22 protein-coding genes and 1 tRNA gene are annotated in these 19,987 nt (G+C 67.6%); 7 read left to right on the top strand and 16 right to left on the bottom strand.

Annotation, left to right across the window (positions count from 1 at the left end; all coding sequences use genetic code 11):
• Positions 1 to 157: 157 nt before the first annotated feature.
• The 3 genes from ACFWUR_RS20875 to ACFWUR_RS20885 all read right to left on the bottom strand — a co-directional run bounded on the left by ACFWUR_RS20875 (position 158) and on the right by ACFWUR_RS20885 (position 2,451).
• A complete protein-coding gene (locus ACFWUR_RS20875) occupies positions 158 to 1,315 on the bottom strand; it encodes a branched-chain amino acid ABC transporter substrate-binding protein (protein ID WP_378908929.1) in 1,158 nt (385 codons plus the stop codon).
• Positions 1,316 to 1,587: 272 nt separating this feature from the next.
• A complete protein-coding gene (locus tag ACFWUR_RS20880; RefSeq protein WP_378908930.1) occupies positions 1,588 to 2,199 on the bottom strand; it encodes an ANTAR domain-containing response regulator in 612 nt (203 codons plus the stop codon).
• A 165-nt stretch (positions 2,200 to 2,364) separates the two neighbouring features.
• Positions 2,365 to 2,451, bottom strand: a tRNA-Leu gene (locus ACFWUR_RS20885).
• A 112-nt stretch (positions 2,452 to 2,563) separates the two neighbouring features.
• On the opposite strand from ACFWUR_RS20885, the gene ACFWUR_RS20890 reads away from it, so the two are divergent.
• From ACFWUR_RS20890 to ACFWUR_RS20900, 3 genes are all read left to right on the top strand, one after another.
• Complete coding sequence (locus ACFWUR_RS20890; RefSeq protein WP_378908931.1) at positions 2,564 to 3,073, top strand: monooxygenase family protein; 510 nt, start codon at positions 2,564 to 2,566, stop codon at positions 3,071 to 3,073.
• Between the two features lie 185 nt (positions 3,074 to 3,258).
• Positions 3,259 to 3,879, top strand: coding sequence for a low molecular weight phosphatase family protein (locus ACFWUR_RS20895; RefSeq protein WP_378908932.1), 621 nt, complete (start codon positions 3,259 to 3,261; stop codon positions 3,877 to 3,879).
• A 165-nt stretch (positions 3,880 to 4,044) separates the two neighbouring features.
• Positions 4,045 to 4,428, top strand: a complete 384-nt coding sequence (locus ACFWUR_RS20900) for a hypothetical protein (protein ID WP_378908933.1) — start codon at positions 4,045 to 4,047, stop codon at positions 4,426 to 4,428.
• A 68-nt stretch (positions 4,429 to 4,496) separates the two neighbouring features.
• Here ACFWUR_RS20900 and ACFWUR_RS20905 read toward each other — a convergent pair whose 3' ends face one another.
• The 11 genes from ACFWUR_RS20905 to ACFWUR_RS20955 form a co-directional block, all read right to left on the bottom strand.
• On the bottom strand, positions 4,497 to 5,393 hold the full coding sequence (locus ACFWUR_RS20905) for an acyl-CoA thioesterase (RefSeq protein WP_378908934.1): 897 nt from the start codon (positions 5,391 to 5,393) through the stop codon (positions 4,497 to 4,499).
• Positions 5,394 to 5,395: 2 nt separating this feature from the next.
• On the bottom strand, positions 5,396 to 6,814 hold the full coding sequence (gene pyk / locus ACFWUR_RS20910; RefSeq protein WP_378908935.1) for a pyruvate kinase: 1,419 nt from the start codon (positions 6,812 to 6,814) through the stop codon (positions 5,396 to 5,398).
• A gap of 170 nt (positions 6,815 to 6,984) precedes the next feature.
• Positions 6,985 to 7,656: an amino acid ABC transporter permease gene (locus ACFWUR_RS20915; RefSeq protein WP_378908936.1), complete on the bottom strand. Its 672-nt coding sequence runs from the start codon at positions 7,654 to 7,656 to the stop codon at positions 6,985 to 6,987.
• 3 nt (positions 7,657 to 7,659) lie between these two features.
• Entirely contained in the window at positions 7,660 to 8,412 is a 753-nt protein-coding gene (locus ACFWUR_RS20920; protein WP_378908937.1) for an amino acid ABC transporter substrate-binding protein, read from the bottom strand.
• A gap of 176 nt (positions 8,413 to 8,588) precedes the next feature.
• Complete coding sequence (locus ACFWUR_RS20925) at positions 8,589 to 9,116, bottom strand: NINE protein (RefSeq protein WP_378908938.1); 528 nt, start codon at positions 9,114 to 9,116, stop codon at positions 8,589 to 8,591.
• A 223-nt stretch (positions 9,117 to 9,339) separates the two neighbouring features.
• Positions 9,340 to 10,491, bottom strand: a complete 1,152-nt coding sequence (gene lgt, locus ACFWUR_RS20930) for a prolipoprotein diacylglyceryl transferase (protein WP_378908939.1) — start codon at positions 10,489 to 10,491, stop codon at positions 9,340 to 9,342.
• A gap of 152 nt (positions 10,492 to 10,643) precedes the next feature.
• Entirely contained in the window at positions 10,644 to 11,444 is an 801-nt protein-coding gene (gene trpA, locus ACFWUR_RS20935) for a tryptophan synthase subunit alpha (protein WP_378908941.1), read from the bottom strand.
• Positions 11,441 to 12,706: a tryptophan synthase subunit beta gene (gene trpB, locus ACFWUR_RS20940; protein WP_378908942.1), complete on the bottom strand. Its 1,266-nt coding sequence runs from the start codon at positions 12,704 to 12,706 to the stop codon at positions 11,441 to 11,443. Before trpB ends, trpA begins: the two co-directional genes overlap by 4 nt.
• The gene (gene trpC, locus ACFWUR_RS20945; protein WP_056824640.1) at positions 12,703 to 13,524 is read right to left on the bottom strand and encodes an indole-3-glycerol phosphate synthase TrpC; all 822 of its coding nucleotides are present in this window, start codon (positions 13,522 to 13,524) and stop codon (positions 12,703 to 12,705) included. The genes trpB and trpC overlap by 4 nt, the downstream gene beginning before the upstream one ends.
• 124 nt (positions 13,525 to 13,648) lie before the next feature.
• A complete protein-coding gene (locus tag ACFWUR_RS20950; protein WP_378908943.1) occupies positions 13,649 to 14,494 on the bottom strand; it encodes a TIGR02234 family membrane protein in 846 nt (281 codons plus the stop codon).
• Positions 14,491 to 16,029 carry an anthranilate synthase component I gene (locus tag ACFWUR_RS20955; RefSeq protein WP_378908944.1) on the bottom strand — a complete coding sequence of 513 codons (1,539 nt, stop codon included), beginning with the start codon at positions 16,027 to 16,029 and terminating at the stop codon, positions 14,491 to 14,493. The genes ACFWUR_RS20950 and ACFWUR_RS20955 overlap by 4 nt, the downstream gene beginning before the upstream one ends.
• Positions 16,030 to 16,165: 136 nt before the next feature.
• Between ACFWUR_RS20955 and ACFWUR_RS20960 the strand changes: the two genes are divergently transcribed.
• The 4 genes from ACFWUR_RS20960 (at position 16,166) to ACFWUR_RS20975 (ending at position 18,237) form a co-directional block, all read left to right on the top strand.
• Positions 16,166 to 16,441, top strand: coding sequence for a hypothetical protein (locus ACFWUR_RS20960; protein WP_378908945.1), 276 nt, complete (start codon positions 16,166 to 16,168; stop codon positions 16,439 to 16,441).
• Between the two features lie 73 nt (positions 16,442 to 16,514).
• The gene (locus ACFWUR_RS20965; protein ID WP_378908947.1) at positions 16,515 to 16,985 is read left to right on the top strand and encodes a peroxiredoxin; all 471 of its coding nucleotides are present in this window, start codon (positions 16,515 to 16,517) and stop codon (positions 16,983 to 16,985) included.
• A gap of 67 nt (positions 16,986 to 17,052) precedes the next feature.
• Positions 17,053 to 17,625 (top strand): permease, encoded by a 573-nt coding sequence (locus tag ACFWUR_RS20970; RefSeq protein WP_378908948.1) that lies wholly within the window; start codon positions 17,053 to 17,055, stop codon positions 17,623 to 17,625.
• Between the two features lie 144 nt (positions 17,626 to 17,769).
• Entirely contained in the window at positions 17,770 to 18,237 is a 468-nt protein-coding gene (locus tag ACFWUR_RS20975; RefSeq protein ID WP_378908949.1) for a MarR family winged helix-turn-helix transcriptional regulator, read from the top strand.
• Here ACFWUR_RS20975 and hisI read toward each other — a convergent pair.
• Positions 18,234 to 18,578 carry a phosphoribosyl-AMP cyclohydrolase gene (hisI, locus tag ACFWUR_RS20980; protein ID WP_378908950.1) on the bottom strand — a complete coding sequence of 115 codons (345 nt, stop codon included), beginning with the start codon at positions 18,576 to 18,578 and terminating at the stop codon, positions 18,234 to 18,236. The two genes, ACFWUR_RS20975 and hisI, sit on opposite strands and share 4 nt — an antisense overlap.
• The gene (locus tag ACFWUR_RS20985; RefSeq protein WP_378908952.1) at positions 18,575 to 19,873 is read right to left on the bottom strand and encodes a PucR family transcriptional regulator; all 1,299 of its coding nucleotides are present in this window, start codon (positions 19,871 to 19,873) and stop codon (positions 18,575 to 18,577) included. Before ACFWUR_RS20985 ends, hisI begins: the two co-directional genes overlap by 4 nt.
• Positions 19,874 to 19,987 lie beyond the last annotated feature (114 nt).

The raw sequence follows: 19,987 nt of genomic DNA on the forward strand, positions 1-19,987 counted from the left end.
TCCGTTGACCACCCCCCCGCTGTTTTTCAATCCCCGCCCCCCCCCCCAAAACCCTCCCCCCCCCCCCCACGCCTCTTTTTTCTTTTTCCCCCCCCCGCCCGGGCGGGGGGGGGGGGTGGCTGGCCCCCCCCCCCCACCGCCGCACAGTTCGTAGGAACTACTTGACCTGGTACATCCAGATCTGGATGTTGTCCAGTTCGCCGGTCTCGCTCCACTTGTAATTGCGGGCGAGGCCGGTGCCGCTGTAGTTGCGGACGAACTCGACGAGGTCGGCGCGAGTGACCTTGCCGGAGTCGATGCCCTTGAGCAGGATCGTGGTCAGGTCATAGCCCTCGACGGAGTAGACGCCGGGCGCCTGACCGTTGAGCGCCTTGTAGTCGGCGGCGAACTTCTCGGGCGCCGGGCTGCACGGGCACGACAGCAGCGCGTCCTTCGACGAGGAACCGGCCTGACGGACGAACTCGGGATCGTTGCTGCCGTCGGCGGAAACGAAGGCCGCGGTCACGCCACCGGAACGCAGCTGCTGCACGAACGGTGCCGCCTCCGCGTAGTAACCGGCGTAGAAGATGGCGTCGGGCTCGGCCGCCGACAGCTTCGACACTGCTGCCGAGAAATCCTTGTCACCTTCCTTGACACTGGTGCCGCAGGAGGCGTCGGCCGCGGGACCCGCGGCGGTGATGAACGCCTTCGCCAGACCGACACCGTAGTCGGTGTTGTCCTGCACGACACAGATCTTCTTGAAGCCCTTGTCCCCGGTCAGGTAGTTGGCCACGGCAGGACCCTGCGAGTCGTCGTTGCCAAGTCCGCGGAAGAAGCTCTTCCAACCGTTGCCGGTCAGCGCGGGGTTGGTGGCGGACGCGGTCAGCGTGGGCATGCCCGCCTCGCTGAGGATCTGGCCGGTCGCCTTGGTCTCGCCCGAGAAGGTAGGCCCGATCAGCGCGACGATGCTCGGATCGGCCACGATCGCCGGGATCACATTGGTGGCGATCTGCGGCTTGCCCTCGGTGTCGAATTCCTTCACCGAGACCTGGCAGTCGGGGTTGGCCTTGTTGTGCTTGTCGAGCGCGAGCTTCACGCCCATGATGATGTTGATGCCGAGCGCGGAGTTGGCGCCGGTCAGCGGGCCCGCCATGCTCAGGGTGACCGGCGCGCACTTGGCCTTGCCGTCGCCTGCGGGGTCCGCGGCCGACCCGGAGTCGGTCGTCGCGACCGCTTTGCCCGCGGTGTCGACCTGAACGACCGACTGGATGGACAGGTCGGTCTCGCCGCCCCCGCCGCCATCCGACGACTTGTCACTGCATCCCGACAACACCAACGACGCAGCAGCTCCGATAACCAGAACTCCTCGCGTCGACCGACTGCGCCATGTCGAACTGAGCACGTCTCACCTCTATGTTCTGTGCTCCCCGGGTTCACCGAGGGGGCCGACCACGTTCAGCCCGCAGAGAACATATCGCCGCTGTGTTAGATCTGCATCACATTCGCATCATGTTGGAAGTCAGCTGTCCAGCAATAGTTCACAATATTGTTTCGCTTACGTAAACATTTACCGTTTTCGGCCCACGAGACAGTAAGAGCGGAACCGAGTCACTGCGGAGTGAGATTCTCCAGCACGACTTCGGCGACCGCCTTCATCGTCGTGCGGCGATCCATCGCGGTGCGCTGAATCCATTTGAACGCCTGCGGTTCCGACAAACCCTGGGTCTGCATGAGCACACCCTTGGCGCGCTCGACCAGTTTGCGCGTCTCCAAACGGTCCGACAGATTCGCGACTTCTGTTTCCAGCGCGGTGATTTCGTGAAAACGACTCGCCGCGAGTTCGATCGCGGGCACCAGATCGGATTTGGTGAACGGCTTGACCAGGTAGGCCATCGCACCGGCATCGCGAGCGCGCTCGACCAGATCACGCTGACTGAACGCGGTCAGAATCACCACGGGCGCAACACGTTTCGTGGCGATCTCGGCCGCGGCATCGATGCCGTCACGGCGCGGCATCTTCACGTCCATGATCACCAGATCGGGGCGCAGCTCCTCGGCGAGCTCGACAGCCTGCTGACCGTCGCCCGCTTCACCGACGACGTCGTAGCCCTCTTCCCTGAGCATCTCGACGAGGTCCATCCGGATCAAGGCCTCATCCTCGGCGACGACGACCCGCTTGGCCGCGGCCTCACGCGTGGCGCCGGCTGCATTCGTGCTCATAGGTTCGACCCCTCTGGATTCCGATGCCTGTCGATCACACCACGACTGGCGTTGTAAAGAGTACCTTTCGCTTCAGCGCGGAGAATGCGCCTGCGATGAGATCGCGCACACCCTGCGCCGGATACTCCCCCGCGGAGCGCGGCCGCCTGCGCCGCGCTTCCGCCGTGGTGCCGAGTGTGGGACTCGAACCCACACGTCCTTCCGGACAACGGTTTTTGAGACCGTCGCGTCTGCCAGTTCCGCCAACCCGGCGCACCGCGGTCACTATAGCCCCTCGGCGCGCCGGGAAGCGAACCGCCGGTCGAACCGAAGGCCCACCCGCCCCGTAGTACCTCGAAAGGGCACCACGGAAGGGGCTGCGATCATGCGCGTGCACAGAACTACGGTCGACTTGGATGCCTACCCCGACCTGGTGATGATCCTGCTCGGCATGCGCGTACGCACCCCGCGCGGCATGCTGCGACTGCTCGGCGTCGGCCCGAAGTTGTATCGCTCACACGCCGACCGACCCGACGGACTACTGCTACACGAGGACATCGTCTGGTCGATGTTCCCACCACACTGGGGCGCGCGGCAGTACTGGCGCGATCTGGATTCGCTGGAGCGCTGGACGCGATCGGAACCGCACCGGCAGTGGTGGCGCGAATTCCTGCGTGATTCCGGCGGCACCGGTTTCTGGCACGAGGCCTACTTCCGCCGTGGCGGCATCGACGCGGTCTACGACGACATGTCGGCACCGACGGGGCTGGCCGCGTTCGCGCCGGTCGTGCCCGCGCGCGGGCCGATGTTCTCCACCCGGGGCCGAGTGCACGGCGCCCCGCCGATCGTGCCACCGGTTATTACCGAATCGAATTATTATGATCGGGAACAGTGACGACCGACACATACCATCACGAGGTTTCCATTTCATATCTCGCGGGTATCACGGTCACACACAACAGATTTGCGCATCACGAATGATGTACGGCGTTCAACCGAAAGGTGAATAAGTAGTACCGCGCTTGTGATGGTTACAATTCCTCCCTACTCCGTGACAATCGACCCGATTACGGTATCGGTATGCACGTGCTCTTCGTCTGCAACTCCAATGTCTGCCGTTCGGTGATCGCCGAACGGCTCACTCGGGCGTTCGCGGCGGAGCACGGTCTACCCGGCCTCACCGCGGAAAGCGCCGGTACCCGGGCGCTGGTCGGCTTTCCGCCCGAACCGCTGGCCGCGGAGACCATCGCGAGCCTCGGCGGCGACACCACCGGATTCAAGGCCCGAAAACTCAAGCCCGAGATGGTCGATCGCGCCGACCTGGTGCTGACGATGACCGACTCTCTCCGCGAGCAGGTGGGCGAGCTGGCCTTCGGTATCGCCCCGCGTACCTTCACCCTCGCCGAGGCATATCGCATCGCCAAGGTCACCGGCGCGAAATCCATTGCCGCACTGCACCACGCGCGCAACAACCTGGCCTATGTCGGGCGGGAGAACATCGCCGACCCGATCGGACTTTCGCCGGAGGCGTTCCTCGAAGTCGGCGACCGGATCGCCGAATTGTTGTTCCCCGTGCTGGGGGCGCTGGCACCGTACGAGCAGACGAAATTCTGCGGCGACAGCGATCGGCCGGGGCTGGTGATAGCACCGGGCGGGCCAGGCCCGCTCTCGGCGTTCCTGGCCGCGCAGCGTAGGCGCTGAGGCCCGAAGTCCACCTTCTGCGCTGAACACCGCGCGGGACTGTTCGCCACGGCGCGCAGGGATTACACTTCGGCGCGGACGTGGGTGTTACCCCTTGCAGGATCGACACACGACGGGACTACAGACTTGCCGAAACGCATTTCGGATGTTTCGCTCCATGTGTATGTGACACCGGAGATCCTCGACCGCATCGTGGCCAGTGTCCGGACGGTCCTCGACGACCACGTGCACGACCGCGATGTCTATGCCTGGCGGTTCACGCTGCCCGTCGACGCGACCGACCCGGTCCACCGCGACCTCGAATCACAGTGGCGCGGGAGCTGTCCCGGTGTCGATCCGAGCGCGGAGCGTACCTATGAGATCGCGCTGAGCCTCGTCGGGGACCCCATCGATCTCACCGACGCCGACATCGCCGATCTCGAACGCGGTCTGGCGCTGGCCGTCCACGGCGCGGCACCATCCCGACCCGCCTGCGGGGTGCCCTTCACGCTGCGCGCCCATCAGCGCACCGATGTCGCCGCACCCGAACTCGACTACGAACTGCGCTGACACGGACTGCGCTGCGCCCTGAACTACGCTGCGCCCTGAGGACTCCGCCGCGCCCTCGGGCTGCCCTCTCAGCGAGCCGGGAAGTGCCGGATGACGCCTTCCTGCACGGTAGTGGCGATCAATTCCCCTGTGCGCGAATAGAACCGGCCCGTCGCCAGCCCACGCGAACCCGCCGCGACCGGCGACTCGGTGGCGTAGAGGACCCACTCGTCGAACCGGAACGGGCGATGGAACCAGATCGAATGGTTCACCGTCGCCGCGAGAATCCGGTCGAGCCCCCATGACAAACCGTGCGTGGTGATGATCGAATCCAGCACGGTGGTGTCGGAGGAGTAGCCCAGCGCGGCCACGTGCAGCAGCGGATCGTCGGACAGCGCGCCGTCGGTGCGCATCCAAACCCGGTTGTGATTGAGCTTCTCGCCGGTGCCCTTGAGAATCCACGCCGGATCGTTGGTGTAGCGCATGTCGATCGGGTGCGGTGCCTTGATGAACATCTCCAGCTTGTCCTCGAAGCCGGCGAAGCTCTCCTCCACCCGGGGCAGGGTTTCGGGATCGGGCACGTCCGGGCCCTCGTGCGAGTGCTCGAGACCCTTGCCCCAGTCCTGGAACGCGGCCAGCATGACGAACAGTTCCTGCCCGTCCTGGCTGGCGGTCACCGTCCGGTTGGCCAGCGCGCGACCGTCGCGATGGCGCTGCACGTGGTACTCGATCGGCTTCTTCACATCGCCCCCGCGCACGAAATGCGCGTTGATCGCGTGCAGCGGTCGCTCGCCCGCCGTGCGGCCGGCGGCGACGATCGCCTGCGACACCAACTGGCCGCCGAAGGTGCGGCTCCACACCTTCTCGGGGTGTTTACCCAGGAAGGTGTCCTCGCCGATCGACTCGAGGTCGAGTAGGTCGAGCAACACCCGCAGATCGGGTGTCGGCTCGCCCTTGGTGGTCTCGATCTCGATCGAACTGCTCACTACTAGTGGTCCTCTTCGCCGATGCGGTGCACGTGGATCAGGTTGGTGGAACCGACGGTACCCGGAGGGGAACCGGCGACGATGACCACCAGGTCACCCTTGCGATAACGGTCCAGCGACAACAGCGCCTGATCCACCTGGTGGATCATCGCGTCGGTGGTGTCCACCATGGGCACGATGAACGTCTCGGTGCCCCAGGTCAGCGTGAGCTGGCTGCGCACCTCCGGCAGCGGCGTGAACGCCAGCAGCGGCAGCGGGGTGTGCAGGCGGGCCAGGCGGCGCACGGTGTCGCCGGACTGGGTGAACGCCACCAGTGCCTTGGCGTTGAGCCGCTCGCCGATATCGCGGGCGGCGTAGGAGATCACCCCACGCTTGGTGCGCGGCACGTGGGTCAGGGGTGGCACCCGTGACGTCTCGGACTCGACCGCGGTCACGATGCGGGCCATGGTCCGCACCGCGTCGATCGGCCACGCGCCGACCGAGGTCTCGCCCGACAGCATCACCGCGTCGGCGCCGTCGAGCACCGCGTTGGCGACATCAGAGGCTTCCGCGCGGGTCGGCCGGGAGTTCTCGATCATCGACTCGAGCATCTGCGTGGCGACGATGACCGGCTTGGCGTTCTCGCGCGCCATCTGGATCGCGCGCTTCTGCACCAGCGGCACCTGCTCCAGCGGCAACTCCACGCCCAGGTCACCGCGCGCGACCATCACCGCGTCGAAGGCCAGCACGATCGCCTCGAGGTTGTCGATCGCCTCGGGCTTCTCCAGCTTGGCGATCACCGGCACCCGGCGTCCGACGCGGTCCATGATGTCGTGCACGAGTTCGATGTCGGACGGCGAGCGCACGAACGACAGCGCGATGAAGTCGACACCCAACTCGAGGGCGAATTCGAGATCGGCGATGTCCTTTTCGGACAAGGCGGGCACCGACACGTTCATGCCGGGCAGCGACAGGCCCTTGTTGTTGCTCACCGGGCCGCCCTCGGTGACCCGGCAGACCACGTCGTTGCCGTCGACGGATTCCACCGTGAGGCCGACCTTGCCGTCGTCGACGAGCAGTCGGTCGCCCGCCTTGGCGTCCTGGGCGAGCTCTTTGTAGGTGGTGGAGACGCGGTCGTGGGTGCCGTCGACCTCGTCGACGGTGATCCGCACCTGCTCGCCGTTGGCCCACACGGTCTTGCCGTCGGTGAAACGGCCGAGGCGGATCTTGGGGCCCTGCAGGTCGGCGAGGATGCCGACCGCGCGGCCGGTCTCGTCCGACGCCGCGCGGACCATCTTGTAGTTGTCGGCGTGGTCGGCGTGGTCGCCGTGGCTGAAGTTCAGCCGGGCCACGTCCATGCCACTTTCGACGAGCTCACGAATACGATCCTGGGTGGCAGTGGCCGGCCCCAAGGTGCACACAATCTTCGTCCGTCGCATCACGCCCCTACCCTAATACTCGTCGCCACATGCCTACGACGGCGGTGACAACTGATTTCGTGAACACATGGGTAACGCACGGGTACGCCCGGCCCTGACCCGCCGAAAACCGCCGGTCCGGTCGCCGGACGACGATCACCACCCGGCCGGCAAAGGCGCGGGGAGGCGGACGGTCACCGCACGGCGACATGTCTGGAAAGTCTTGTTTCCAAACGAGTTTGGCCGAATCCGAGGATCAGGCAGATCACCCAGTAGTAGAGCGCCGCGACGCCGTAGAGGGCGAAGAAGTCGAAGGTGGGGGCGGCGGCCAACTGGGCGGTGCGCAGCAGCTCGGTGACCAGAATGGTCGAGGCCAGGGAGGTGTCCTTGACCAGAGAGATCAGCGTGTTCGACAACGGCGGCACCGCGATCCGGGCGGCCTGCGGGAAGACGATGTACCCGAGCGTCTGCACGTAGGTCATGCCGAGCGATTGCGCGGCCTCCCACTGCCCGTGCGCCACGCTCAGGATCGACGAGCGCACCACCTCCGCGGCGTACCCGCCGACATTGAGGCTGAACGCGATCACCGCCGCCGGGAAGGGATCGATGACGATCCCGAATTGCGGCAGCGCGTAGAACACGATGAACAACTGCACCAGCAGTGGGGTGCCGCGGATGATCGAGATGTAGAAGCGGGCGGGCACCGACAGCACCCGCCGCGACGACATCCTGGCCAGCGCGACACCCACCGCGATGGCGAGACCGATGACGAAGCTGATCGCGGTCAGCGGCAACGTCATCGTCACCGTGGCCTTCAGCATCGGCACCAGGTTGTGCCGGATCAGCTCCCAGGTAGCCGGATCCATCCGCTATTTGCTGACGTCGATGCCGAAGTACTTCTCCGACAGCCGGGCCAGGGTGCCGTCGGCGCGCAGCTCCGCGAGTGCCTTGTCGACGTCGGTGATCAACGCGGTGTCGTCCTTGCGGGCGGCGAAGGCCTGCTCGCTGGTCTCGCCGGTCCGGGCCGCGATCTTGATGCCGGTGTCACCGGTCTTCTTGGTGTACTCGCCGACGGCGAGGGTGTCGTTGACCGTGGCGTCGACCCGACCGGCTTTCAGCAGCTGCACGGCCTGGACGAACCCTTCCACCGCTTCGACTTTCGCGCCCGCGTCGGCGGCGACCTTGCTCCAGTTGCTGGTGGCCGACTGCGCGGTCGTCTTGCCCGCCAGACTCGCCAACGAGGTGATGGTCGCGTTGTCGGCCTTGGTGACGATCACACCTTCGGAGGTCGTGTACGGCTGCGACAGCGCGTATTTCGCCGTCCGCTCCGGGTTCACGGTGACCTGGTTGGCGACCAGGTCGAAGCGCTCGGACTCGAGCCCGGCGAAGATCGAATCCCACGGGGTCTGCACGAATTCCACCCGCTTGCCGAGCTTCTCACCGACCGCGCGGGCGACCTCGACGTCGTAGCCGGTGAGCGTGCCACCCTCCTGGTAGCTGAACGGCGCGTAGGTGCCCTCGGTGCCGACTTTGAGCACATTCGGGTCGGACGCGGACGAGCAGGCCGACAGGCCCGTCGCGGCGACGACAGCGAGTACGGCGGCGGCGATGAATTTGCGCACGGACATCCCTTTCTTCGCTGCGCGTAGAGGGCACGCGCAGGCCCAGCGACGCTACGGCGCCGCCACAGACCGACACAGAGTATCGCTCACCGTGATCGCAATGCCGGTGGGGAAACGCGAAAACGGGCGCTCCGCGTGAGCAGAGCACCCGTCCGGATCCCGGTGTCGACGCGGAATCAGTCGCGCAGCGGGCGACCCTGCGTGTCGGGCACCTTGCCGGTGAGCATCATGATGCCGTCGATCAGCGGCCAGATGGCGCCGATACCACAGGTCAGCCAGGTGACCGCGATCTGGGCGATGCCGAGACCGGTGTAGCCGAGGTAGAAGCGGCCGATACCGAAGCTGCCGAGGAAGATCTGCAGCAGACCGGCCATCAGCTTCTGCTTGTCCGAGAAGGGCACGCCGTACATGTCCCGGCCGTAGGGCGCTTCCGGATCGTTGGGGTTGTAGCCCTGCGGCATGACCCCGTACGGAGCGGCGCCGTAACCCGGCTGCGGCTGCTGAGCGTACGGGTCGGCGGGCTGACCGTACTGCGGCTGCGGCGCACCGTACTGCGGCTGGCCGTAACCCGGCTGCGGCTGCTGAGCGTACGGATCGGAGGGCTGACCGTAGGCAGGCTGACCGTACTGCGGCTGCGAGCCACCGTCCTGGGGCTTGCTCAGGTCAGGGCCGTACTGGGGATTGGGGTTGTAGGGGTCGGTCACTCATGTCCTCCATCATTCGTGCGGGTACCCGTCGTGGCCCCCGGCCAGTGGCGATCGGCCGAACGGCGGTGCGCCCGCGACGATCACGGGTCATTGTCGCCGGTACAGTCCATCGTTGTCTTGTCGGGTGCCACCCGATCGGCTCACGCCACCCGTTCACATATCGCGACGGGCGCCCGCAATGTTGCCGGACGCCCGCCGATTCCCCGAAAATTGCCATGGATCAGGGCTTGTTCGTACCCGATTTCGTCGACTCCGGGGCGGCGTCGGTCGCGGACTCGGCGCCCGCGCCGGTCACGCCCGCGGTGTCGGTCGCGTCGCCCGCGGCGGGAGTGCTTTTCGCATCGGCGGGAGCGGTCACACTGTCCGCATCTGTCGAAGCGGGCTTCCGCGCAGCGGAATCCGCCTTCTTCGTCACGTCGACGGCCGCGGAACCGGAGTCCGCCGCGGCGGCAGTGTCGACCGCACCGGCAGCCCGCAGCGCGGCGAACTGCCACGGCCACGGGCGCGGCTGCCAGTCCGGCTGCAACTGCGCCGGCGTCTCGCGTCCCTTGGTCGCCAACGCGAAGTAGGCCATGGCACCGAGGAAGACCAGCGCGGAGGTGAACGAGTTGATCCTGATGCCGAGAATGTGGGTGGCTTCATCGCTGCGCAACAGTTCGACGAAGAACCGGCCGAAGCTGTAGCCGGCGACGTAGAGCGCGAACAGCCGCCCGTGCCCGATCTTGAAGCGCTTGTCCACGAGCACCAGCGCGATGACGACCAGCACGTTCCAGACGAGCTCGAACAGGAACGTCGGCTGCACGATCTCGAGCACCCGTCCGGTCGACACCCCGTTCATCATGTCGCGCGCGCCCGTCTCCGGGTCGAACCGCTCATAGATCTCCAGGCCCCACGGAGCGTCGGTGGGGCGTCCGTACAGCTCCTGGTTGAAGTAGTTGCCGAGGCGGCCGATGGCCTGGGCGAGCAGCACCGCGGGGGCGACCGCGTCGCCGAGCGCGGGCAGCGGGATCTTGTACATCCGGCAGCCGATCCAGGCGCCGATGGCACCGAAGAACACCGCACCCCAGATGCCGAGGCCACCCTGCCAGATATAGAGCGCCTCGACGGGATTCTTGCCCTCGCCGAAGTACTTCTGCCAGTCGGTCGCCACGTGATAGATCCGGCCGCCGATCAGGCCGAACGGCACCGCGAACATCGCCACGTCGAGGATGGCGCCCGGCTGACCACCGCGCTCGCGCCACCGGCGTTCACCCCACCAGATGGCGACGACGATGCCGAGAATGATGAACAGTGCGTACGCCCGCAGCGGGAAGGGCCCGAGATGCCAGACCCCCTGGGGCGGACTCGGAATATAAGCCAGGACTGAGTTCACGCGGCCCACGTTAGTGGAATGGCTTACGAGTGCGTTGCCGCGACCCGGACGGCGGGCGGCCACCCGACCGCACGTCCGTGAATTCCGGCCGGGTCCAGGCGCGTGATTTCCAGCTCAGGCGGCAGGCGGGCAGGTCGGAAGTCGACGTGTCCTCACGAAACGGCGTGGGCCGAACGCACACCTTCGGCCAATTCCGCGGTCAGCGCGCGGACTGCGTCGAGACCTTCCGACACGGCCGAGACCAGCGCCGATCCGACGATCACCCCGTCGGCGTAGGCGGCGATCTCGGCGGCCTGAGCTCCCGAGCGCACGCCGAGGCCGACACCGATCGGGATGTCGGAGTGCGTGCGGATTCGCGAACACAGCGCGGGCGCGGCCGAGGAGACCGCGTCGCGAGCACCGGTCACGCCCATGGTCGAGGCCGCGTAGATGAAGCCTCGCGAGGCTTCGAGCGTCTTGACCAGACGCTCTTCGGTCGAGGACGGCGCGACCAGGAAGATGCGATCGAGGTTGTGGGTGGACGAGGCGACGAACCAGTCGTCGGCCTCGTCGGGGATCAGGTTCGGGGTGATCATCCCGGCGCCACCGGCCGCGGCCAGGTCGCGGGCGAAGGTGTCGACGCCGTAGCGGAGCACCGGGTTCCAGTAGCTCATCACCACGGCCTGACCGCCTGCGTCGGCGATCGCCTCCACGACGGAGAACACGTCGCGCACGCGCACCCCGCTGCGCAGGGCCTGCTCGGCGGCGGCTTGGATGACCGGGCCGTCCATCACGGGATCGGAGTAGGCCACGCCCACTTCGACGATGTCGCACCCGGCTTCGACGAGGGCGCGGCACGCGGCGATGGACCCGGCCAGATCGGGGAAGCCCGCGGGCAGGTAGCCGATCAGGGCGGCCCGACCTTCGCTACGCGCGGCGGCGAAGGTGTTCGCAAGACGCGACTGCTGACTCACTGCTTGTGCTCCTCGGCATCGTCATCGAACAGACCGAACCAGCGCCCGGCGGTGTCCATATCCTTGTCACCGCGCCCGGACAGGTTGACCAGGATGACCGCGCCCTCGCCGAGTTCGACACCCAGCTTCAGCGCGCCCGCGACCGCGTGCGCGGACTCGATCGCGGGGATGATGCCCTCGGTGCGCGAGAGCAGCAGCAGCGCGTCCATCGCCTCGGTGTCGGTGATCGGCCGGTATTCGGCGCGGCCGATGTCCTTGAGGTGGGCGTGCTCGGGTCCGACACCCGGGTAGTCCAGACCGGCCGAGATCGAATGCGATTCGATCGTCTGGCCGTCCTCGTCCTGCAGCAGATACGAGTAGGCGCCTTGGAACGCGCCGGGCGTGCCACCGGTGAAGGTGGCGGCGTGGCGTCCGGTTTCGACGCCGTCACCGGCCGCCTCGAAACCGACCAGGCGCACGCCGGTGTCGGGAATGAAGGCATGGAAGATGCCGATCGCGTTGGATCCGCCGCCGACGCAGGCCACCACGGCGTCGGGCAACCTGCCCGCCTGCTCGTGGAGCTGGATCTGCTCACGCGCTTCCAGCCCGATCACGCGCTGGAAGTCACGCACCAGCAGCGGGAACGGGTGCGGACCCGCGGCGGTGCCGAAGCAGTAGAACGTGTCGTCGGCGTTGCTGACCCAGTCGCGCAGTGCCTCGTTGATCGCGTCCTTGAGCGTCTGCGAACCCGAAGTCACCGGAATCACCTCGGCGCCGAGCAACCGCATGCGGGCCACGTTCAGTGCCTGGCGGGCGGTGTCGACCGCGCCCATGTAGATCACACAGCCGAGGCCGAGCAGCGCGCACGCGGTGGCGGTGGCGACGCCGTGCTGGCCCGCACCGGTCTCGGCGATCACGCGGGTCTTGCCCATCCGCTTGGCGAGCAGGGCTTGGCCGAGCACATTGTTGATCTTGTGCGAGCCGGTGTGGTTGAGGTCTTCCCGCTTGAGGAAGATCCGCGCGCCACCGGCGTGTGCGGCCAGGCGGGTGCACTCGAAGACCGGCGAGGGGCGGCCGGTGTAATCGCGCTGCAACCGGTCGAGCTCGTCGAGGAAGGTCCGGTCGGTGCGGATCTTGTCGTATTCGGCGGTGACCTCTTCGATCACGGCCATCAGCGCCTCGGGGACGTGACGTCCGCCGTAGACGCCGAAGTGGCCGCCCGCGTCGGGTTCGTAGTCGGAGTGCTGGGCGACGCCGGCGCTCGCCGGGGGAAGCACCGTCACCGGATGCTCCGTCGAGCGGGCTTCGGGCAGGACGGGTGCGTGCCCGCGGTCACCAGTTCGGACACCGCCGAACGCGGGTTTCCGCTGGTCACCAGGCCCTCGCCGACGAGCACGGCGTCGGCGCCCGCCCCGGCGTAGGCCAGCAGATCGGCGGTACCACGGATGCCGGATTCGGCTACCCGGATGACCTCGGAGGGCAGGCCGGGCGCGATCCGCGCGAACACATCGCGGTCGACCTCGAGGGTCTTGAGATTGCGCGCGTTGATGCCGATCACCGTCGCACCGGCTTCGAGGGCGCGGTCGGCCTCTTCCTCGGTGTGCACCTCCACCAGGGCGGTCATGCCGAGGGATTCGGTGCGGTCGATCAGCGAGGCGAGCACGTCCTGCTCGAGCGCGGCCACGATCAGCAGGATCACGTCGGCGCCGTGGGCACGGGCCTCGTGGATCTGGTACGGGCCGACGACGAAGTCCTTGCGCAGCACCGGGATGTTCACGGCGGCGCGCACGGCATCGAGATCGTCGAGCGATCCACCGAAGCGGCGGCCCTCGGTGAGCACGCTGATGATGCGCGCGCCACCGTCTTCGTAGGCCTTGGCCAGCACGGCGGGATCGGGGATGTCGGCCAGCGCGCCCTTGGAGGGGCTGGCTCGCTTCACCTCGGCGATGACACCGATTCCGTCCTCGTGCAGCGCGGCGTGTGCGTCCAGCGGCCCCTTGACCGCGGCGGCAGCAGCTTTGATCGCTTGAAAATCGAGGAGGGCTTCGCGAGCGGCAACATCCGCTCGGACCCCGTCGAGAATCGAGTCGAGTACCGTCATCTGGCTCGAATCCTTTCTGGGGAGACGCACTTCTCGCCCGAGAGTCCCCTCGGGCGCTGTCTCACCGATGCTGGTAAAGAATAAATGCCCGCCACCTGTGTCACTGCGGCGGGGGTGCTGCCGGTCACTTGTTCCGCTCCGCCGGACCGCGCCCGGCGCCGGGGGTATCGGTGGTGTCGGTCGGGTCGGTGCCCGCGTCGAGCGCGTCCCACAGCACCCGGTCCGACAGTGGCGCCGCGGTTCCGCTCGCCGCGTTCTGTTCACTCACCGCGGCGCTGGCATCGGCACGACGAAACACCGGATTGTCGTACTTGCCGGAGAGCTCCGTGCGTTCGTCGGCACGGCGGGTGAGCAGGATGCCCGCCGCCAGGGCCAGGCTCGCGGCGAAGATCGACAGGATCGCGGGGCCCAGATGCGTGTCGGCACCGCTGACGACCGCGCGCACCGGCAGTTCGGCCAGGGTGCCCGCGCGATCAGCGGTTCTGCCCGCGCCGACGGCCAGCGCGAACCCCGGCACGGCGGCGGCCGCGGCGACCACCGAGATCACCACCCCGAGCAGCTGACGCAGCACGCCCTTGACCGCGAACACCGCCGCGATCGAGGCGACCAGCACCAGGGCCAGCGGGGTGAGCGCGCCGAACCAGACGCTGCCGTTGAGGTGATCGGTGCGCGGTTCGGTGAGACCGTCGGCGGAGTGCACCGTCACCCAGGTCATCCGCGAGGACGCCCACAGTCCGGCCGCGGCCGACGCCAGCAGGACGACCGGCACGATCGGCTTCGCCGCCGCGGGCTTCGCGTCGGTGCGCCCGGTGGACGCGGCCACCGGATCGGTGCCCGCGGGCTGTGTCGCGCCGGCGGTCTTCGGATCATCGGCGCGGACGTCGTCCGCCACGGCAGAACCGTCGGCGCGTGTCGGGTCGAGGACCGGATCGGGGTTGCGGGTGGGATCTTCGCCGGGGGCGGCCGTCACAGGTCCCCGCCTCCGTAGGTGCGCAGGGTCTGTGCCGCCGCGATCGCCTTGAGTACCGCCATGGCCTTGTTGCGGGCTTCGGTGTCCTCGGCGATCGGGTCGGAGTCGGCGACCACGCCCGCACCCGCCTGGACATAGGCGGTGCCGTCCTTGAGCAGGGCGGTGCGAATGGCGATGGCGGTGTCGGCGTCGCCGGCGAAGTCGAGGTAACCGACCACGCCGCCGTAGACGCCGCGCCGGGTCGGTTCCAGCTCCTCGATCAGTTCCATCGCCCGCACCTTCGGCGCACCGGACAGCGTGCCCGCGGGGAAACAGGCCCGCACCGCGTCGAGTGCGACCTTGCCCTCGGCGAGCATTCCGGACACGGTCGAGACCAGGTGCATCACGTGGCTGTACCGCTCGACGTGGCGGTACTGGGTGACCTTCACCGTGCCGGGGCGGCAGACCCGGCCCAGATCGTTGCGACCGAGGTCGACGAGCATCAAGTGCTCGGCGTTCTCCTTCTCGTCGGCGAGCAGGTCCTTCTCGAGCAGGATGTCGTCCTCGGCGCTGGCGCCGCGCCAGCGGGTGCCCGCGATCGGATGCGTCGTCGCGACACCGTCTTTCACGGTGACCAGCGATTCAGGACTCGATCCCACGATCGAGAACGCGGTGCCACCGGCACTGTCGGGAATGTGCATCAGGTACATGTACGGACTCGGGTTCGAGGCCCGCAGCATCCGGTAGACCGCGAGCGGGGACCCCGTGTAGTCCATCTCGAAACGTTGCGAGAGCACTACCTGGAACGCCTCCCCCGCCTCGATCTCCTTGATCAGGCGGCGCACGCCCGCACCGAATTCCTCGGTGGTGCGCCTGCGCAGGAACTGCGGTTCGGGCTGGTCGAAGACCGACACCGTCGAGGGCGCGGGGGTGGCCAGCGCGGCGGTCATCCGGTCGAGCCGGGCGACGGCGTCGTCGTAGGCGTCGTCGACCCGGGAGTCGGTGCCGTCCCAGTTCACCGCGTTGGCGATGAGCGTGATCGCGCCTTCGTGATGGTCGAAGGCGGCCAAGTCGGTGGCCAGCATGAGCACCAGTTCGGGAAGCTGCAGGTCGTCGGCGGCGATGTCGGGCAGCCGTTCGATGCGGCGCACCGCGTCGTAGCCGAGAAAGCCGACCATGCCACCGGTCAGCGGGGGCAGACCGGGCAGCCGTTCGGTGCGCAGCAGTTCGAGGGTCTCGTGCAGCACGCGCAGCGGGTCACCGCCGGTGGGCGCGTCGGCGGGCACCGTGCCGAGCCAGGCGGCCTCACCGTCGACGACGGTCAGCGCCGAGGGGCTGCCCGCGCCGATGAACGACCAGCGCGACCACGAGCGCCCGTTCTCCGCGGATTCGAACAGGAAGGTGCCCGGCCGGTCGCCGGCCAGCTTGGAGTAGGCCGAGAGCGGAGTTTCGGAGTCCGCCAGCACCTTTCGGGTCACCGGGACGACCCGGTGCTCGGCGGCGAGCAGCCGGAACTGTTCGCGGGTCGTGGTGGTTGGTGTCGACGCGCCCTGCATGTGCCCATCATCCCAGGCGTGCCGCCGACGACGCGCGCGGACCCGACCCCGCGCCGAACAAGGCGGTGACCGGCATCACTACACTCGCGCGCGTTCCATGTCGCATGCGGTAATCCCCTTTCCGAGAGGAGCAAGGTTGTACCCCTCGCACCAGGGCGCACAGGACAGCCGTCTGGCTGTCCCGTCGCAGCAGCACTTCGGTCCAGGCCAGCAGGCGGTGACGACGAGCGCGATCCATACGTTCGTCACCTACGCCAAGGCCATCCAGGACCTCGACAAGAATAATTTCCCCGACGAGTACGCCGGGCACAGCGACCGCATCCGCGAGCTAGAACCACTGTTGCGCGCGCACGGCATCCTCGACGTGATGCAGATCCGCAATCCCGACGTCGCGGCCCTGCTCGGGCAGTAGGCGGCGTGGATCCCCGTTCGCGCCCGCGAACGGGGATCTTCCTAACTCGCCCGGCGGTCGTTACTGTCTGGGCATGCAGCCAGGCCAGCGCGCTCCGCAGTTCGAGCTTCCCGATCAATCCGCCCAGCTCCGCTCGCTCGACGGCTTGCTCGCCGACGGCCCGCTGGTGCTGTTCTTCTACCCCGCCGCCAATACCCCGGTGTGTACCGCCGAGGCCTGCCACTTCCGCGATCTGAGCGGCGAATTCGCGGCGCTGGGCGCCTCCTGTGTCGGCATCAGTACCGACAGCACCGAGGTGCAGGCCGGTTTCGCCACCAAGCAACGCCTGGACTATCCCGTACTGTCCGACCACGACGGCGCGGTGGCCGCCGAATTCGGCGTCAAGCGTGGACTGCTCGGCAAGCTCGCCCCGGTCAAGCGTCATACCTTCGTCATCGATACCGATCGCACGATCCTCAAGATCGTCACCGGTGAGCTGCGGGCCGCCGTCCATGCCGACGAGGCACTGGCCTTCCTGCGCGAACGAAGCACCACCCCGGAGTAGCACCGGCCGAAGAATCGCCGGGCGTCGGATCGACGCCCGGCGCCCCCGCCGCACCTACGCTGAGCAGATGACAACCGACGAGGTGCGGTCGAGCGGTCAGAAGTCCACGGCTGTTCTGTGGCGCAACCGAGCGATCATGGCGCTGGCCACGCTGGCGGTGCTGGTGATCGCCTACTTCATTCTGTCCTCGTTCATCCCTCGATGGTGGGCACAGCGGCTGGCCACCACCGTGCACGGCAGTTTCAGCTCGGGCATCTGGTGGGGTCTGGTGTACGGCTTCGTGTTCACCCTGGCACCGCTGTTGCTGCTGGTATCGGCGGTGCGGGTGTGGAAGCGCAAGGGCGGCAAGTTCATCGCGGGCGCGGCGGTGATCGTCGCGCTGGCCTGCGCACTGCCGAATCTGATGACCCTGACGATCGTGCTCGGCGGCAACAATGCCGCACACGCCGGACAGCGCATTCTCGATGTCGACGCGCCCGCCTTCCGTGGCGCCTGCTTGGTCGGCGCCATCATCGCGGCGGTGCTGTTCGCGCTGGTGCTCGCTCTGATGGGCAAGCGTGGATTCAACCGTCACAAGGCCGCCAAGGCCGCGACCCGCCCGCCCGAGCCGACCGTGCCGCCGATGACCGGAGACCGGTAGCCCACATCCGCGCCCCTACGCCGATGTGAGTGACCTCACGACCACCGCCAACTCGCGGACGCCACAGCGACGTCGTGGCAAACTCTTTCTCGTGCGCGCCTCACTCCATCATGTACGCCGTACGGCCGCGAGGCAGTACCGGCGATGACCCAGTGGCTCGACCCCGTCGAACAGCGCGCATGGCAAGCGATCGTCGCGCTCATGACCCGGATTCCCGGTGCGCTGGACACCCGACTGCAACGCGAGGCCGGGCTCACCCATTTCGAGTTCCGGGTGCTCAGCCTGCTCTCGGAAGAGGCAGGCCATCGCCTGCAACTGAGTGATCTCGCCCACAAGGCAAATGCGTCGCTATCGCGGCTGTCGCATGTGGTCTCGAAACTCGAACGCCTCGGTTGGGCGCGACGCGACACCACCGCGGGCAGGCGCGGGGTGTACGCGGTGCTCACCGACGCGGGCTTCGAGAAGGTGATCGAGGCGGCTCCCGGCTACGTGGAGGCCGCGCGCAGGCTCGTCCTCGACGGTCTCACCGACAAGCAGACCGCGCAACTGGCGGTGCTCGGCGAAACCCTGTCCGAGCGGCTGAATCGAATCCTCGTCGACGACGGCGACTAGTCCGCGGCGAGCAGTACGTCGGTGTCGAAGCAGGTGTGGGTGCCGGTGTGACAGGCCGCGCCTTCCTGATCGACGATCAGCAACAGCGTGTCGCCGTCGCAGTCCAGGCGTACCTCGTGCACGTATTGAGTGTGCCCGGAAGTTTCGCCTTTGACCCAGTACTGCTGACGCGAACGCGAGTAGTAGGTCGCCTTGCGCGTGTCCAAGGTACGGGCCAGCGCCTCGTCGTCCATCCACGCCATCATCAGCACGTCACCGGTGGCCTTCTCCTGCGCGATCGCGGCGATCAATCCGTCCTCGGTGCGCTTGAGGCGGGCGGCGATGGCGGGATCGAGGCTCATGCCTCGTTTATAACAGCAGCCAGTTCGATGGCCACCAGCAGTTCGACGAGGTCGTTGACGCTGCGCACATTGCGACCGGTGAGTTCCTGGATCCGACCCAGCCGGTATTTGGCGGTATTGAGGTGGATGTGCAAGGTGTCGGCGGCCTCGCGCAGATTCATGTCGGCGGCCGCGAACGCGCGGATCGTCTCGGCCAGTGTCCCGCCGCGCACGCGATCCTCGGCCAACGCGCTGCCGATGCGCGGGTCCACCAGCTGACGGGTGGTGTCGTCGGCGCGCAAGAGCAGGTATTTGAACGGGGTGAGTTGCGGGAGCGCGAGCACCCCGCCCCCTTCGGGCAGCAGCTCGAGTGCCGCCTGCGCCTGGCGATAGGCGCGCGGAATCTGGGTCACCTCGGTGACCGCGGTGCTCACCCCGATGGCGAGCACGATGCCCTCGGCGCCGAGTTCGTCCTGCATCACGCGTAGCCGTTCACACAGTCCCTCGGTCGCACCGCCGGTGCCGAGCGCGGGCACGGCGACGATCTCGGTTCCGCGCACCACCGACAGTGTCCGCAAACCGTTGACCGTGCACCGCGCCATCGCCGCGGACACCATTTGTCGGGCCTGGCCGAGCTGTTCGGTGGAGTCCTCGCCGCGTTCGGCCCGGTCGAGCACCACCGCGGTGACCACCACCACCGGCGCGGTGCGTTCGGCCCCGATGCCGTGGGCGGTGGCCACCGACAGGTGCGGACCGCTCGCCGGCAGCGCCCCGTCGAGCAGCGCGTCCATCAGGGCCTGCGAGTCGCGCCCGGATTCGGCGGCCACGTACTGCTGGAACTCCAGATACGCGTCGGTGGCCTGGGTACTGATCAGATCGGTGTAGCGAGCCAGCGGCCCCGCCAGCGACAGCACCGCCGCGCGCCCGGCCTCGGAATCGCCCGCGTGCGCGAGCAGCGACTTCCAGATGGCGCGCTGGCCGAGCCGGAACGCGGCGATGTAGTCGACCAGCGGCAGCCCGGTGCGGGCCCGGCGCGCCGCCGCCTGCCGCGCGTAGGCGACATCTGCCGGACAGACGCGTCGATGCTCGAGCAACGCACCGAGCCCGGTACGGCTCAGCCGAGCGAGCTGATCGTGCACGTCGTCGAGCACGCCGGGGGCCGCGGTGGCATAGCCGGGCAGCTGGTCACGGATCTTGACCATGACGTCGTCGGCGATCTCGTCGGCGTGGTCATAGGCGCAGCCCGCTATCCGCCGACGCTCGGCTTGGACCTGATCGGACTCGGTCGTAACGGATAAAAGTGATCCAGCTGACATATTCCGGGAGTGTGCATGGGGGCGGCGGTGGTGTCAACCACGTCACACTGTCCGCAGCGGACGACTCTCGGCCGAGTTCTTGGTCCGCAACGTCCGATGTGGGCGCCGACCTGC

The organism is Nocardia sp. NPDC058633, from assembly GCF_042717045.1.
Lineage (GTDB): Bacteria > Actinomycetota > Actinomycetes > Mycobacteriales > Mycobacteriaceae > Nocardia.

What these genes read in the sequence shown, in the direction of transcription:
- ACFWUR_RS20880 (WP_378908930.1), bottom strand. Translation starts at nt 2,199, where the DNA reads ATGAGCACGAATGCAGCCGGCGCCACGCGTGAGGCCGCGGCCAAGCGG.
- ACFWUR_RS20890 (WP_378908931.1), top strand. Translation starts at nt 2,564, where the DNA reads ATGCGCGTGCACAGAACTACGGTCGACTTGGATGCCTACCCCGACCTG.
- ACFWUR_RS20895 (WP_378908932.1), top strand. Translation starts at nt 3,259, where the DNA reads ATGCACGTGCTCTTCGTCTGCAACTCCAATGTCTGCCGTTCGGTGATC.
- ACFWUR_RS20915 (WP_378908936.1), bottom strand. Translation starts at nt 7,656, where the DNA reads ATGGATCCGGCTACCTGGGAGCTGATCCGGCACAACCTGGTGCCGATG.
- trpC (WP_056824640.1), bottom strand. Translation starts at nt 13,524, where the DNA reads ATGACGGTACTCGACTCGATTCTCGACGGGGTCCGAGCGGATGTTGCC.
- ACFWUR_RS20955 (WP_378908944.1), bottom strand. Translation starts at nt 16,029, where the DNA reads ATGCAGGGCGCGTCGACACCAACCACCACGACCCGCGAACAGTTCCGG.
- ACFWUR_RS20965 (WP_378908947.1), top strand. Translation starts at nt 16,515, where the DNA reads ATGCAGCCAGGCCAGCGCGCTCCGCAGTTCGAGCTTCCCGATCAATCC.
- ACFWUR_RS20970 (WP_378908948.1), top strand. Translation starts at nt 17,053, where the DNA reads ATGACAACCGACGAGGTGCGGTCGAGCGGTCAGAAGTCCACGGCTGTT.
- ACFWUR_RS20975 (WP_378908949.1), top strand. Translation starts at nt 17,770, where the DNA reads ATGACCCAGTGGCTCGACCCCGTCGAACAGCGCGCATGGCAAGCGATC.
- hisI (WP_378908950.1), bottom strand. Translation starts at nt 18,578, where the DNA reads ATGAGCCTCGATCCCGCCATCGCCGCCCGCCTCAAGCGCACCGAGGAC.
- ACFWUR_RS20985 (WP_378908952.1), bottom strand. Translation starts at nt 19,873, where the DNA reads ATGTCAGCTGGATCACTTTTATCCGTTACGACCGAGTCCGATCAGGTC.